The following is a 13,656-nucleotide window of genomic DNA, read 5'->3' as shown; positions in this document are numbered from 1 at the left end:
ATCGGCGTCGTCGCCTCCCTCAAGATCCGACGCGTCCGGTTCCTGCTGAGGGAGGGCAGTACCGCGCGGGGCGTGGTGACCCGTCTTGAGGAGACCCGGATCGCGCCGGTCCTCGGATGCCGGCAGCACCAGCCGGAGCGTCGGAACCACCGTGTACGGGTCTGTCAATCGAAGGGCTCTTACAAGATTTTCGTAGGCGTTGATCGCTGCAACGTGTTGGTGGCGTCGGCTGGTTGGCGGTGGCAGGCTGGCTGTGTGTCGTGAGGTGGGGGATCTGCTGCCGCAGCTGGCCGCGGTGCAGGTCGAGCGTGTGCGGGGACTTGCTGCGGGTCAATACAGGCCTGCTGACCCGCCCCCATCCGTCTCCGGAGCGAGTGCCGGGACCGCGGTCTCAGCACCCGGCCGCCCTGCCCCTGCCGGAGCGGTTCGGGTCACCCGCTCGGATCCGCAAGGCCGGACGGCGCCGCCTGGTCACCCTGTCACGGTCGAAGGCCCCGAGGATGGCCGAGCGGCTGGTCGAAGGCATCTTCACTGCTCTGGAAGCGCACACCGTCACCGTTGCGGGCGCCGAGGCGGCCGTGCTGATCGTCCCGAGCCTGGCTGGCTCCCTCACCATCGTCTTTGACCAGCGCGAACTGCTGGCCGGGCACCCCCGACGGTCCGCCGGACCGGGCGGTCGCGGAACACAGTGCCGGGTGAGCCGCAGCCGGGGGAGGGCACCAGGAGCCCGGCATGACATTCGTACGGTCCCGGACGGGATGGACGGCCCTGCCGGAGCGCCTGCTCGGCTCCGTAGACTCCAGAGCATGACGAAAGCAGACAAAGATGGGCCTGATGGCGCCTGGGAGGGCGTCGTTTCCGCCAAGTCGCGAGGCGTGCTCGATGGCTCGAACATGTACCACTTCGTCGACGTACGCCTCGCCGATGGACGATCGATGAAGGTCCGGATCAGCCGCCGACTGTGGAAGTCGCTGGCGGTCGGCGACCGGATCGCCAAGCGGCCCGAGTCCGAACCGTTCCGGTCATGATCCCGCGCCTCCCTGCGCGATCACCGTACTGACGACCCGGGCCCGGTCCGGCCCCCGCCGGCGCAGAGAGGCCGCTGTCATCAGCGACCCACCGGGCAACCAGTAGGGCTGCGGCCACGACGGCCGCGAGGGTGCAATCACGGGTCGTCGCTGCACCAGCTGACGGTGCCCCGGAGCGGGCCCACTCGCTCGCGGAGCCAGGAGCCCGGGAGCCCCAGGAGCGGCGGACGGCGTCGGGAAGTGGCGGGGCGCCTGAGGGTGTGGAGACGATGGCGAGTGGCCGGAAAACGCCGGTGGGGCGGCGCAGAAAGGGACCGCTTCCAGGCGTTTCGGCCACGCGGCCGGATGGGCGCGGGAAGGGTGGTCCACCGCATCACCGCCGCAGCGGAATCGGACCACGGAGGCCCCATGGACCCCACCCCCTTTTCCTCTCCCAACCCCCTTTATCGCGAGCGGAGTTCGCGGCCGACCTGACGCGTCTGCGGGGGAAGGCCGACCTGACCGTCCGGGCCGTCGCCGCACGCGTCGACGCGCCGGGCGCACACAGCATCATGGGTGGCTGGCTCGCCGGCCAGAACCTGCCGTCGATGGGTCCCTGCCCCTGTTTCGCCGGGTGCTGCACGTCTGCGGGGTGACCGACGCGGCCGAGATCGAGCGCCGGCTGGAACGGCTCGCCGAGATGAGACGGTCCCGGCTTCTGCGCGTCGCGGGAGGCGTGTCGCCCTACCGGGGACTCGCGGGCTTCGAGGAACGCCACGCCGACTGGTCTTCGGCCGGGAGCGCCTGCGGGCGGTCGCCGTGGACCGGATCCTCTCCGAGGGTGCCGACGTACCCCAACTGCTCGTCGGGGCCTCAGGTTCCGGGAAGTCCTCCCTTCTGCGGGCAGAGGTGCTGCCCGTTCTCCGGGGTGAGTACGGCTTCCTGCCGTTGCAGCTCACACCCGGCCGCGATCCGATGGGCGCCTTGACGTCCGCCCTGTCCGCACAGTGGAACGCTGTGCACAGGGCGCAGTGGGCGGACGAGGCGGACGATGCCGTCGAACTCGCCGCACACGTGAAGACGTTGGCCCAGCGGGAGAGCGTACGCGTCGTCGTGGCGGTCGACCAGCTGGAGGAGGTGTTCACCGCATGCCCCGACCCCGCTGGACGGGAGCGGTTCCTGCGGTGCCGCGCGGACCTCCCGTCCCTCGACGTGCGCGTCACGGGCTGCCTGCGCGGGGACTTCTACGGCCAGGCGCTCGACCAGCGCCCCCTCGCGACAGCCCTGCAGAAGGGCCGGACCGTCGTGGGCGCGCTCGGCGAGGACGAGATCTGTGCCGTGGCCGGCGGCCCCGCCGCCAAGGCCGGTCTCGTCCTGGACGAAGGGTTCGTCGACGTACTCCTCGCCGACCTACGGGGCTCCGGCCCCGGGGCCCTGCCCTGCTGTCGCACACGCTGCTGTCTACCTGGGGACGCGGGCGCGGCACCGCCCTGACCATCGCGGACTACCGGGCGGGAGGCGGGATGTCCGCGGCTGTCTCCGAGACGGCGGAAGAGGTCTACGCCGGGACTGGCGGAGGCCGAGTGCGTACTCGCGCGGCGGCTGTTGCTGCGCATGGTGGCGGTGGGGGACGGCGTGCCCGACGCGCGCGGGCTGCTGCCGCTGCCGATGCCGCTGCCCCGCCCACAGGACACCTGGACCGGGCCGGCGAGGTGTACTCGGTGCTGGAGCGCTTCGTCGACCGCCGCCTGGTCACGCTTGACGGCGATGGCACCACGATCACCCACGAGGCACTGCTCACCGCCTGGCCGAGGCTGCGCGGCTGGATCGACGCCGACCGGGCCGGCGGCGCCCGGCGGTTGCGCCGGCTCCTCGTCCCGCTCTCGCTGCTGGTCGTCCTCCCGGGCCTGCTCACCGGTGGCGCCGTGCTCCTGCGCCGTGACGCGGAGAGACAGCAGGCCGTCGCGCTGTCCCGGCTGGTGGCGGCGTGCGCCGAACGGCTGCGGGGCCGCGACCTCGCCCTCTCCGCGCCAATCGGTCTGGTGGCGTCCTGTACGGCTCCCACGGCAGAGGCCCGGGAGGCGCTGATGGACTCCTCGGCGCTGCCTGCCGTGACCCGGATCCTCGCGTTCCGTGGCGTCGTACAGGCGGTGGTCCTCAGCCCGGACGGGCATACCCTCGCCGCGGGCGGTCTGGACCACCAGGTCGCGTTGTGGGACCTGCGCGATCCGCAGCGGCCGCCACTGCTGGGGTTGGCGCCGGTGACATTCCCCCGCCCGGAACGATCAATACAGGATGACATCGTTTTGGGTGGGCGAGCGGGTGCAACTGCGCGGTATCGAGCCTGATGACGCCACGGCGTTCATGGGTTTCGCGGCGGACGAGGAGGGCCTGGGGGACCTGGTCAGCCCGCCCCGGTCCGCCGAGGGATACCGCGTCTGGGCCAAGGAACAGGCGACTGCCGCGCCCGATGCCGACCGCCTCCAGCTGGCAGTCGAAGCGGTCGGCACACGGGAAACGGCGGGGCCGTCGGCTCCCCCGGGCTGACACGCGTACGGGCTGGTTCGAGTACGGCGTCACGATCGGTGCCGAGCACCGTCGGCAGGGCTACGCGGCAGAAACCGCGGTCCTGCTGCTTCGCTACTGCGTGAGCTCGTGTACCTCTCCGGTCAGCACCACGACGTCGTGATGATCGGCATGCTCGCCGACGAGTCCGCGCGACCGCACCCCGTGACCGCCTGACGTTCTTGAGCGCTCCGGACCACGAATCCGGGCCGGACGGCCGGCCGGGGGTTTCGTCCGGGGCGCGGCGGAAACACGCGAAGAGGTCGAACACGTCGAAGAGGTACCGATCGTGAGGAGACTGATCGCCGTGGGGATCATGGTTCTGCTGATCGCACCGATGCTGCTGGCCCTGCTGCTGGTTACCCGAGGGGACGGGCACCGTCCCCGCCACCGGGCCGGCCGCGGCTGATGCCCGATCGCGTCGAGCGAGGGTGAGGAGGGGACGTGCCGGTACGAGCGGTGGGTTGGGCCCGGTCGTTTCCCGTCAGCCTGGGTGTCCGTGAAGCCCGTCGGTGGTGTCTGGCACATCTGGAGACCCTGCCGTGGACCGGCGGCGCCCCCGACACCGTCCACTCCGTCCTGCTCACGGTGTCGGAGCTGGTCACCAATGCGCACGTACACGCCCACAGCAGTGCCCGGCTCGTCCTGACCTGGGACGGCTGCTGTCTGCACGTCAGCGTGGCGGACGACGACCCGGAGCTGCCCGCGCCCAGGCCGGCCTCCACCCGGGCCAGCTCCGGCCGGGGCCTGGCCATCGTCGACGCCGTCGCCGACGGGTGGGACGCCCACGCCTTCCACGGCGGCAAGACGATCACGGCCTGCTTTCATCCGCCGGATGAGCCCTCCCCGCTCGCGCGCGAGGCCCGGGGGTCGTGAGCGAGGCGTCAGCCGCTCACAGTGAAGGTGTCACGGCCCGGGCGGAAACGGTTCAACTCCTGACCATCTCCCATTCGTATGTCATGTGAAATATCACATGACATACGAACCCGCCTGCGGGCCCCGGGCGGCGATCCCCGATGACGAGGAGAATTCCGATGAACCGTTTGACCCTTCTGGCGGTCGGCGCCGCAGGCCTCACCGTCCTTTCGGTTGGCCCCGCCTTCGCCGCCGCCCCCGCGGCTGCCGCCGAGACCGTCACCTCCTGCGGGAGTTCGGGTCTTCAGGCAGGTCTGGCCACCAGGGTGTGCGCCGATGTCACCGGCACCACCGTCGAGTTCTACGGCGCGGTCGGACTTGCCGGCCCGCCCTCGCCCGGCAGCCCGGCGCCCGCGCCGAAGGAGCTCTTCACGACTCTGTCCACCGAGGTCGTCGGGACCAACCCGCCCGTCACGCAGACGAGGTCGGTCATCTTCGCCTCATCGGCCGTTCAGGTGCGCGGTACGGCCGGCATCGTCCCGTGCGGTTCGACCGTGCGCGCCACCTTCGGCGTGGCCTCCTTCCCCTGGCCGGCCAAGCCGGTCGTCCACGAGGTCACGATCGCCTGCTGAGCAGGCCTGTGCCAAGGTGCTGCGGCGCACACGTCGGCGGAGTTCCCGACGGCGTGTGCGCCGTTTTGACGCCCGGGCCGTTCGGGAAGCGGAGTCGGCCGAGGAGCAGGGCGGAGTGAACCCGGGCGAGAGGACGATCAGCGGGTAGCGTCCGTGCCCGGTACGCGGCAGCGCGCCCTCACGGGCGTGGGTGCGGACGGCGGCCACCTGTTCGGCGTTGGTGTGGCGGGAGAGCTCACCCCGGTAGGTGAGCAGCGCGCGGGCCTCGCCGAGGGGCGCGTACGGGGCCGGGATGCCGGTGTCCGCGATGGCGGGGTAGTAGAGGGACACCATCAGCTCGCGGTCGGCGGCCGGGACCCAGGGGTCCTTGCGGTTGCCGTCGACGAGGTGGAGGGTATCCCGGCCGACGGCGAAGGGGCCGGTGGGGCGGGGCAGCGCCAGGCGTGTGGCGTCGGCGGGATGCGGCTCGGGTCACCCGCGGCGGCGCAGCACACCGGGGAGCCGGCCGCCGCGCCCTCGCCGGAGCCGGGAGTGGCGGTCCAGTTCCTCCATGAGCCGGTGGGACCGCTTGTCCACGTCGAGTTCGTCCAGCACGCGGTCCACATCGGCGAGCAGGGCGCCGTGCAGCTGCCATTGCGCGGGCGCGGTGCGCAGCTGCTCCAGCAGCAGGCTCGCCAGCAGGTCCCGGGATTCCCGTGCCATGCCCAGCTCCCGCGTGAGCCGTTCCTCCTGCTCCTCGGCGTTCGTGGTGACTTGTGCAGTGATCAGCCGGGAGAAGCTGTGGACGGCCAGCGCCATGTGCCCGAACAGGTCCCGAAGGGCCCGGGTCACCGCCGGTGAGAACAGCGGCTCGTCCTCGCGCGCCTTCGCCAGGTCCGTGAGCGCCCGGGCCGAGACGCGCAGTACGACGGCGCAGATCTCCAGGGTGTCCAGGCCCGTGCGCAGGACCAGCCGGAACATCAGCCCTTCCCGTACGCGGGGGTTCATGCGCAGGCTGTCCTCCGCCTGGCGCAGTGCGGCGTCGACCCCGGCGATGTCGTTGTCGAGCCGGCGTGCCTCGTGCAGCTGGGTCACGGCTCCTGCGACGGTGGCGTGCCCGGTGAGCCCGTCGGCCATTGCGGTCATCAGCGTGGCCATGCGGGCCGCGAGGTCGTCGATCGCCCGGCTGGCGGGTTCCACCCAGACGGGCGGGGCGAACAGCAGGTTGAAGGCCAGTCCGACCACTGCGCCGATCAGCGTCTCCAGCACTCTGTCCCAGGCGGTGTCGGCCACCCGGGTGACGCCGAGGACCAGCATCGCGCTGATGGCCACCTCCGGGACGAACTCGTCCACCCGGACCAGGTGCCCGACCACCAGTGAGGCCAGGATGACGAGCCCCAGGCTCCACCAGGTCAGGCCCACGAGCGCGCTGAAGCCGATCGCGACCAGGACCCCGGCCACGACCGAGTTCACCCGGCGCACCCCGGTGGTGAGCGTGGAGTACAGGGTGACCTGGACCACCAGGAGGGCTGTGAGCGGGGCCGTCAGCGGAGCGGGCTCGTCGCTGAGCCGGAGCGCGATGACGTACGACACCACCGCGGCCCCGGTGGACCGTACGCTCTGCACGACTACGGGGTCCCGCCACCTGGACAGCAGCTGACGCAGGAGGCGGGGGAGTGGAGGGGCGGGGGTATGTGCGACGTGCGGCATACCCTCGCCTGTTCCCCGTCGGCGGCCGCGATCACACCCCGAGGGCGCCGGCTCCCCGCCCGGGCGGGTTGCCCCCGTGTCAGGCGGCCGGGTTGCCCGGGGCGCGGTCGCGCGCCTCGACCAGGCGGGCAACGGCGTCGACCACGGCCGCGCGGTGGCCGGAGCGGTGCTCTTCGGTGCTCCCGCCACCACTGGTCGTGGTGTACCAGGCCTGAGCCAGGCCGAGGACCAGGATGAGCAGGTCGGCAGGGTCGTGTGTGGGGTCGACCCGCCCGTCGCGCTGGGCCGCGGCCAGGGAGGCCGCCTTGCGTGCGTACGCCTCCGCCTCCAGGGCGGTGGCCTCCGGGCGCTCCAGTCGCTTCCACATCATCAGCCGCACGAGCCGCGGGTCGGCCGCGAGGTGGTCGAAAATGGCGCCGGCGTAGCGGGGCAGGTTCCCCGCGTCGAAGGGGACCGATTCCGCGCCCTGCTCCACGGCCTGGCGGAGCACCTGGTCGAACAGGCCTTCCTTGTTGCCGTAGTAGACGTAGATCATCCGCTTGTTCGCCCCGGCCGCGTCGGCGATGCGGTCGACCCGGGCCCCGGCGATACCGTACTCGGCGAACTCGTCGAAGGCGGCCGCGAGGATACGGGCCTTCGTTGCGCTGGAATCACGTGCCATGACCCCCAGGCTAGCAAGTAACTATCTGGTTATTGACATGAAGGCCGGGGCTCGTGCATCGTGTAGATAACCAGTTAGTTACTTCCTGGCTGGACCCGTCACTTCCCCTCAAGGAGAACACCATGGAACTGCGTGCACTCGGCTCCCAGGGTCTGCAGGTCGGCGCCGAAGGCCTCGGCTGCATGGGCATGAGCGCCTTCTACGGGGCCACCGACGAAACCGAATCGCTCGCCACCATCGACCGTGCGCTGGAGCTGGGCGTCACCCTGCTGGACACCGCCGAGGGCTACGGCCCCTTCGTCAACGAGCAGCTGGTCGGCAAGGCCATCGCCGGTCGCCGCGACCAGGTGGTCATCGCCACCAAGACCGGCATCGAGATCGACGACGACGGCGCCGTCCGGGGCCACAACGGCCGCCGCTCCTACATCCACCGTGCCGCCGACCGCTCGCTGCGCCACCTGGGCACCGACCACATCGACCTGTACTACCTGCACCGCGTCGACCCGGACGTGCCGATCGAGGAGAGCATCGGCGCCATGGCGGAGCTGGTCACGGCGGGCAAGGTCCGCTACCTCGGCATCAGCGAGGCCGCCGCCGCCACCATCCGGCGCGCGCACGCCGTCCACCCCCTGACGGCCGTGCAGACCGAGTACTCCCTGTTCGAGCGGGGTCTGGAGGACAACGGCGTGCAGGCCACGCTCGACGAACTCGGCATCGGACTGGTCGCTTACTCCCCGCTGGGCCGCGGCTTCCTGTCCGGCGCCATCACCAGCCCCGACGACTTCGCCGAGGACGACTTCCGCCGGACGGACCCCCGCTTCCAGGGGGAGAACTTCGCCAGCAACCTCGCGGTCGTCGACGCCGTCCGGCGCCTCGCGGAGGCCAAGAAGGTCACCCCCTCCCAGCTGGCCCTCGCCTGGGTGCTGCGTCGGGGCGCGGTGCCGATCCCGGGGACGAAGCGGCGCGGCTATCTGGAGGAGAACATCGCCGCCACCGGCGTGACGATCACCGATGAGGACATCGCCGCGATCGAAGCCGTCGCCCCCCGCGGCATCGCCTCCGGCGACCGTTACGCCGCGGAGTACATGCGCAACCTCAACGGCTGATGGACACCCCGGCCCTGCCGCGCCGTACGAAGGCGCCCTCAGGGACCTGGCCGCCCCGCGCGGCGGGGCGTGCGGCGGGGCCCGCGGCCGGGCGGCGCGGGCATCCGTAGCGGCAGGGAAGGGCCGGGAGGGGGGAGGGCCGGACTCCACGGGAGGCGGCCCTCTGGCGCAACGGCGGCCCGGTCGGGCACCATCGCGGTGCCCGACCCGCACGGGCACGGCCCCCACCGCTCGTGTCCACCCAGCAGGAGGCTTCCCACGTGAAGACCCGATCCGTCGTCACCGCACTCCTACTCGTCCTCGGCGCGCTGTTCGTACCGGGCTTCGGAGCATTGGCAGGCACGACGCAGGCGCACGCGGCGACCAAGATCAGCCATGCGACGGCGACCTCGATGTTCCGCCAGGCCGGGATCGCATGGTCCTCGTCGGGCAACTGCTCGGACCGCAACAACCCGACCTGCACGTCCTTCGACCAGCTCAACCTCGCCACGGCCCAGGGCGCCCAGACGCTGAAGAGCGCCACCGGCTGCGCCCTGACCATCACCGGCGGCACCGAGACCGGCCACGCGAGCGGCACGTACTCCCACTGGAACGGCTACAAGCTCGACTACGCGAAGGCCTCGTGCCTCACCAGCTACGTCAAGAACACCTTCTCCTACATCGGCCTCCGCGGCGACGGAGCTCCCATGTGGCAGTCCGGCTCGGGCAACGTCTACGCGGACGAGGGCAACCACTGGGACGTCCTCTACTACAACTGCGGAGGCTGCTGAGCCCGGACGGCAACGGTGGCCGACGGCGCGGGCGTCGGCCACCCCCGGCCCCCGGGGCGGATCCACCAGGCCTCGCTCGGGGCCCGGCCCACCCCAGCCGACTCCGTGTCGCCGGCAGCCCGAATCCCCGGGCCCGTACGGCGCGGCAGCCGTGCGCGTCTGCACCGCGTGGCCGAGGCCGACGAGGCCCCCGGTCATGACGAAGCGGTGACCTACCGCGCGCCCGGTGTACGGCCCTCAAGCACCCGTGTCCGGGTCGCACCCCACATCCGTGCGTCGCGGACCCGCGTTCCGGCGAGGCGCGCGGACAGGGCCGTCCACAGCGGTGTGCGCGATGATCGCGCGGACGATCGTCTCCCAGTCGGCCCGGTCGACCCCGTGGCCCGCACCTTCCAGCGCCAACAGCCCGGCGCCGGGGATCGCTTCGGAGAGCGCCTCGCCGTGCCCGAAGGGAAACATCGGGTCCGCCGTCCCGTGGATCACCAGCGTGGGCACGGAGATCGACGACAGGGGCCGCCGGGGTCGCTCGCCCTCGGGCAGTGAGTCGTGGTTCCGCACCGCGGCGAAGCGGTGGGCACGCTCGACGTCCCGACGGACGAGGTCGCGAACGGCGGTCTCGTCGAACTGTCGCCGGCTTCCCGCGAGCACGCGCGCGTACTCGACCAGGTAATCGATCACCGAGGCGGTGTGCGACCAATCGGCCTCCGCGGACGATGCGAAGCGCATGAATTCCTCGGTCGGCGGGGGCAGCTCCCGGTCGCCGGGCACGGCGCGGGACGTGCTGATCAGAACGAGCGAGAGGATCCGGTCGGGGCGGCCGAGTGCGATCAGCTGGGCGAGCGCCCCACCGGCGGAGACGCCCACCACGTGTGCGGCCGGGATCCCGTAGGCGTCGAGCACACCGACGGCGTCGCCGGCCAGATCCAAGCCGGTGTATCCGGAGCTGCCGCGCTTGCGGGTGACCGATCGACCGGTGTCGCGGTGGTCGTAGCGGATCACGAACCGCCCGCCCTCGGCGAGCATCCGGCAGAAGCCCTCCTCCCACCAGAGCATTGAAGCGCCGGTGCCCATGATGAGCAGGACCGGAGGGTCCGACCGGTCTCCGAAGGTCTCGGTGCACAGTTCGGCACCATCCACGTCAACCATGCGTTCAGCCATCGTCACCTCGCCTCACCGGGCCCATCGCGCATCCGCCCGGCCCCGGGCGAAGGCCGCCCCGGCGCGCCGGGGAGTGGGGACGTCGGCACGCCCCGTCGACGAGTCCTGGCCCGCCCACGGTCGTCCGGGGGCCGCCTACACCCGCGAGAAGGCCTACCTGGAGCGCTACCTGGACGGGTCGCCGAGGTGCTTGTCGCGGTGGAACTCGGGAGCGTCCTTGATCTGTTCCCTCCCGGCCATGGGCGGGTAGGGCTCGGTGCCGTCCCGCAGCCGACCCGGCGGCCCGCAGCCTTGGCCGGGCTCCCGCCGGCCGATCCTGGCGCAGAGGGAGCGACAGCTTAAGGAGCGCCGGCCGCAACCCTCCCACCCTCCCACCCACCCACCGCGACCGTGTGGGCCGCAGGGGAATTGCAGCGACGCCCGTGGCGCATGGGATGCCCGAGCCCGGGCAGGCGACGCGTCGGGGGCAGCCGGCCGCCCGCGACGGCGACGCTTGTGAAGGAGCGAGATCGTGATGATGACTCACCCCGCTTTGCTGGCACGTCTGGTGGAGGAGTACGAGATGGAGTCGGAGCTCCGGGCCGCAGGCCCCCACGGACCGGTGCGGCAGCAGATGGAGGATGTGGTCTACACGCTGTGCGTGTCGACCGGGACGCGTGACATCGAAGCCGCGCTGGCCGCGGCGCGGGAGCGGCTGCGTAGCGGATGGCCCGGTGAACCGGGTGACGGGGCGACGGCACGAGGAGGTCGGACCTTGAACGGTGCGGCGGGACGGTCCACCCGTGCCGTACCGGCCCCGGTCGGGCCGGTTGCCGAAGGTCAGGTGTGCAGGCGGCCGTTGACGCCGTCGTGACTGTCGGCCTGTTCGTCGTCGAACCAGTGGTCGCCGACCGCGAGGTAGCGGAAGGAATGAGCGCTCTTCGCGGGGAGGACGACGATTGCGGCGCGGGTTCCGTCTCCGCGGGGTGCCAAGGGGTGGGCGGCGGGGTTCCATTGGTTGAAGTCTCCGACGACGCTGACGGGTCCGCCCGGAGCGTCCTCGGGAAGGATGAAAGTGACCTGGGTACGGCCCTTGAGCTGCTTGCGTTCGAGCACTGAAAGACTCCAGTCACGAGAAAGGGGGGAACCGGCCCGTGCATCCTTGCGTTGCCGCGCGTGTGCATGGCGGTACGGGGCCGTGGGCCGGGCGCAGGTCACCCGGGTGGCCGCGCGCGCTGCCCGCCGCCAGGCCTGCGGTCGGCGTCCTGAAGGCGCTGCCCCGCGCCCCCGCCTGCTCGGGCGCGGCCGCGTGCATCCGCCTGCACGAACCCCCTAGGCCACCCGCCCCCGGTCCGGCACGGGTGCTGCGGCTCTCCTGCGGAGCGGGAGCCGCAGCAGAAGTCGGCGACCGGCCGGGGTCAGCTGTGGTCTTGGTCGTAGTACTGGTCGAGCCGACCGCGGTAAGCGGCGTCGCCGCGGTGCTTTTCCCTGTCGTATTCGGGGGAGTCCTTGATCTGGTCCTTGGTGAGGTTGATGTGGATCTTCTCGTCGTTCACGTCGACCCGGACGACGGTGCCGGCAGGGATCAGGACGTGCTTACCGAAGATCCACGGTCCGGTGTCCACGACGATGTACGAGGCGTCGACGTCCTCGGTGTGCTCGTCGACCTTGCCGATATGGCCGTCACTGGCTTCGACCTTGAAGCCGATCAGGCGGGTGCCCGGCGTGTAGTTCGACTCGGAGTTGTAGCTCCACATGTCTGCACTCACGGGATGCTCCATTTTGCTGCTGGGACCGGACGGGAAGCGCACCATCCCTGCCCGCTCGGGCAGACCTGTGACGGGTTCTACGTCGGGCGCCACGCGACTGTCATCCCAACGGCCCCGCGGTTGCCGGGTCCCGGTCGCCCGGCCGGGGGGCGGGACCGTGGTGATCGCATGGACCCCCGATACCGGGGAAGACCCTCCGTACGCCGCCCGCGGCGCGTGCGACCGGCCTGCACGAGGGCCGACCAGGACAGCGAGGCGGCCCATGACGCCGACCGCGTCGTCGAGCCTGAGTGGTACGGGCCCTTCCGCCGACAGTGTGACCCGGAGGGGGCCGTGGAAGGACTTCGGCAAAGTTCTGGATCAGGTGGTCGATCTCCTGGGCGGGCGTCAAGAAGACGGTGAGGGAGCCCGGGGGATGACGTCCCGCCGTGTGCCGGACGTGGAACGCGGCCCGGGCCCGCGGTGAGGGCTGGACGGTACGCGGGATGCGCGGTCATACGCAGGGAGCCCGCGGGGCGCTGGTGACCACACCCACGCCCTACGGCACTTGCTCGGACCTGGCCGCCATCGCGGAGGTCTGCCACCGCCGGCACCGGCCCCTGATCGTCGCCGAGGCATGGGGCGCCCACCTGCCCTTCCACCCGGACCTACCGACCCGGGCCATGGACGCCGGGGCCGACGTGTGCGTCACCTCCGTGCCCAAGATGGGCTCCGGCCTGGGCAGAGTTCCGTGTTCCACCTCCCGGCGGACCTGGTCCAATCGGAGGTGCGCAAGAGCCGTGAGGAACTGCTGGGGACCACCACCTCCGCGTCGCTCGTCGCGGCGCTGGACGGCCGTAGAGGGCGCCGCCAGATGGTCCAGCAGGGCGGGGCCCTCTACGGCCACGCGCTCGCCCTCGCTCAAAAGACCCGCGAGCGGATCTCCCGAATCGACGGCACGCACGTGCACGGCCGCGACGACTTCTGTGCGCCGGGCCGGGCGGCGGACATGGACCCCCTCCAGATCATCATCGGCATCAGCGCGTGGGAGGTCACCGGCTACCGCGCTGCCGACCGACTTCGGGACGAGCACCGCATCAACCGCTCACCCACGCCGACGACAGCGACACGGCCGAGGTGCTTCTGACGGCCCTCACCGACCTGGCTGCGCACGCCGCGGAGCTTCGTACGGGACAGCCCGTGGAAGTCCCGCCGCCGGCGACGCTGAGGTCGGAGCAGGCGGCGCTGCCCCGTGCTGCCTTCTTCGGCCGAACGGAGCAGGTGCCTTCGCAGAAGGCGGACGGCCGGATCACAGCCGAAACGCCGGCCCCGTACCCGCCGGGTATCCCGGCAGCCCTGCCCGGCGAGCGTGGTCGACGTCTCCTGGCCGGCCGTCGTATCGGCGTGCGTGAACGCCCTGCTCCATCGGCTTCCCCCGCGCGTCCTGCACGGCGACTTCAGGGCGTACCGTCGGCCGACGCTTCGA

Annotated in this window: 12 protein-coding genes and 3 pseudogenes; 10 read left to right on the top strand and 5 right to left on the bottom strand. The window is 71.6% G+C overall.

The features are described from left to right. Positions 1 to 338: 338 nt before the first annotated feature. The 6 genes and pseudogenes from SLAV_RS01615 to SLAV_RS01585 all read left to right on the top strand — a co-directional run. A pseudogene (locus SLAV_RS01615) lies at positions 339 to 644 on the top strand (IS110 family transposase); the annotation flags it as partial. Between the two features lie 114 nt (positions 645 to 758). Further along, a complete protein-coding gene (locus tag SLAV_RS43545) occupies positions 759 to 1,028 on the top strand; it encodes a DUF7489 domain-containing protein (protein ID WP_425276231.1) in 270 nt (89 codons plus the stop codon). Between the two features lie 555 nt (positions 1,029 to 1,583). Then, positions 1,584 to 3,355, top strand: a pseudogene (locus SLAV_RS43540) (nSTAND1 domain-containing NTPase). Then, on the top strand, positions 3,330 to 3,554 hold the full coding sequence (locus SLAV_RS42055) for a GNAT family N-acetyltransferase (RefSeq protein ID WP_234333453.1): 225 nt from the start codon (positions 3,330 to 3,332) through the stop codon (positions 3,552 to 3,554). The pseudogene SLAV_RS43540 and the gene SLAV_RS42055 overlap by 26 nt, the downstream one beginning before the upstream one ends. Before the next feature lie 462 nt (positions 3,555 to 4,016). Beyond that, complete coding sequence (locus tag SLAV_RS01590) at positions 4,017 to 4,448, top strand: ATP-binding protein (protein WP_037686428.1); 432 nt, start codon at positions 4,017 to 4,019, stop codon at positions 4,446 to 4,448. Positions 4,449 to 4,606: 158 nt separating this feature from the next. Next, positions 4,607 to 5,059, top strand: coding sequence for a hypothetical protein (locus SLAV_RS01585; protein WP_030226762.1), 453 nt, complete (start codon positions 4,607 to 4,609; stop codon positions 5,057 to 5,059). A 471-nt stretch (positions 5,060 to 5,530) separates the two neighbouring features. On the opposite strand, the gene SLAV_RS01580 is transcribed toward SLAV_RS01585, so the two are convergent. Together SLAV_RS01580 and SLAV_RS01575 are read right to left on the bottom strand one after the other, a co-directional pair. Further along, positions 5,531 to 6,748 (bottom strand): FUSC family protein, encoded by a 1,218-nt coding sequence (locus SLAV_RS01580; RefSeq protein ID WP_051840417.1) that lies wholly within the window; start codon positions 6,746 to 6,748, stop codon positions 5,531 to 5,533. Positions 6,749 to 6,827: 79 nt separating this feature from the next. After that, positions 6,828 to 7,409 (bottom strand): TetR family transcriptional regulator, encoded by a 582-nt coding sequence (locus tag SLAV_RS01575; RefSeq protein ID WP_030226765.1) that lies wholly within the window; start codon positions 7,407 to 7,409, stop codon positions 6,828 to 6,830. Positions 7,410 to 7,531: 122 nt separating this feature from the next. Here SLAV_RS01575 and SLAV_RS01570 point away from each other — a divergent pair, with 122 nt between their 5' ends. Together SLAV_RS01570 and SLAV_RS01565 are read left to right on the top strand one after the other, a co-directional pair. Then, positions 7,532 to 8,515 carry an aldo/keto reductase gene (locus tag SLAV_RS01570; RefSeq protein ID WP_030226766.1) on the top strand — a complete coding sequence of 328 codons (984 nt, stop codon included), beginning with the start codon at positions 7,532 to 7,534 and terminating at the stop codon, positions 8,513 to 8,515. Between the two features lie 260 nt (positions 8,516 to 8,775). After that, entirely contained in the window at positions 8,776 to 9,285 is a 510-nt protein-coding gene (locus SLAV_RS01565) for a hypothetical protein (protein WP_030226769.1), read from the top strand. Between the two features lie 237 nt (positions 9,286 to 9,522). Here the strand turns inward: SLAV_RS01565 and SLAV_RS01560 are convergent, their stop codons facing one another. Then, on the bottom strand, positions 9,523 to 10,431 hold the full coding sequence (locus tag SLAV_RS01560) for an alpha/beta fold hydrolase (protein ID WP_244225228.1): 909 nt from the start codon (positions 10,429 to 10,431) through the stop codon (positions 9,523 to 9,525). Between the two features lie 526 nt (positions 10,432 to 10,957). Here SLAV_RS01560 and SLAV_RS01555 point away from each other — a divergent pair. Then, positions 10,958 to 11,296 carry a DUF5133 domain-containing protein gene (locus tag SLAV_RS01555; protein WP_341869038.1) on the top strand — a complete coding sequence of 113 codons (339 nt, stop codon included), beginning with the start codon at positions 10,958 to 10,960 and terminating at the stop codon, positions 11,294 to 11,296. Here the strand turns inward: SLAV_RS01555 and SLAV_RS01550 are convergent. After that, positions 11,263 to 11,538 carry an isoamylase early set domain-containing protein gene (locus SLAV_RS01550; RefSeq protein WP_030226773.1) on the bottom strand — a complete coding sequence of 92 codons (276 nt, stop codon included), beginning with the start codon at positions 11,536 to 11,538 and terminating at the stop codon, positions 11,263 to 11,265. The genes SLAV_RS01555 and SLAV_RS01550 overlap by 34 nt on opposite strands. Positions 11,539 to 11,840: 302 nt before the next feature. Next, a complete protein-coding gene (locus tag SLAV_RS01545) occupies positions 11,841 to 12,191 on the bottom strand; it encodes a PRC-barrel domain-containing protein (protein WP_030226775.1) in 351 nt (116 codons plus the stop codon). Positions 12,192 to 12,697: 506 nt separating this feature from the next. On the opposite strand from SLAV_RS01545, the pseudogene SLAV_RS01540 reads away from it, so the two are divergent. Next, positions 12,698 to 13,541: pseudogene (locus SLAV_RS01540) on the top strand (Orn/Lys/Arg family decarboxylase); the annotation flags it as partial. Positions 13,542 to 13,656 lie beyond the last annotated feature (115 nt).

It is taken from the genome of Streptomyces lavendulae subsp. lavendulae (assembly GCF_002803845.1).
Classification (GTDB): Bacteria; Actinomycetota; Actinomycetes; order Streptomycetales; family Streptomycetaceae; genus Streptomyces; species Streptomyces lavendulae.
This window is presented reverse-complemented; position numbering and strand designations above follow the sequence as displayed.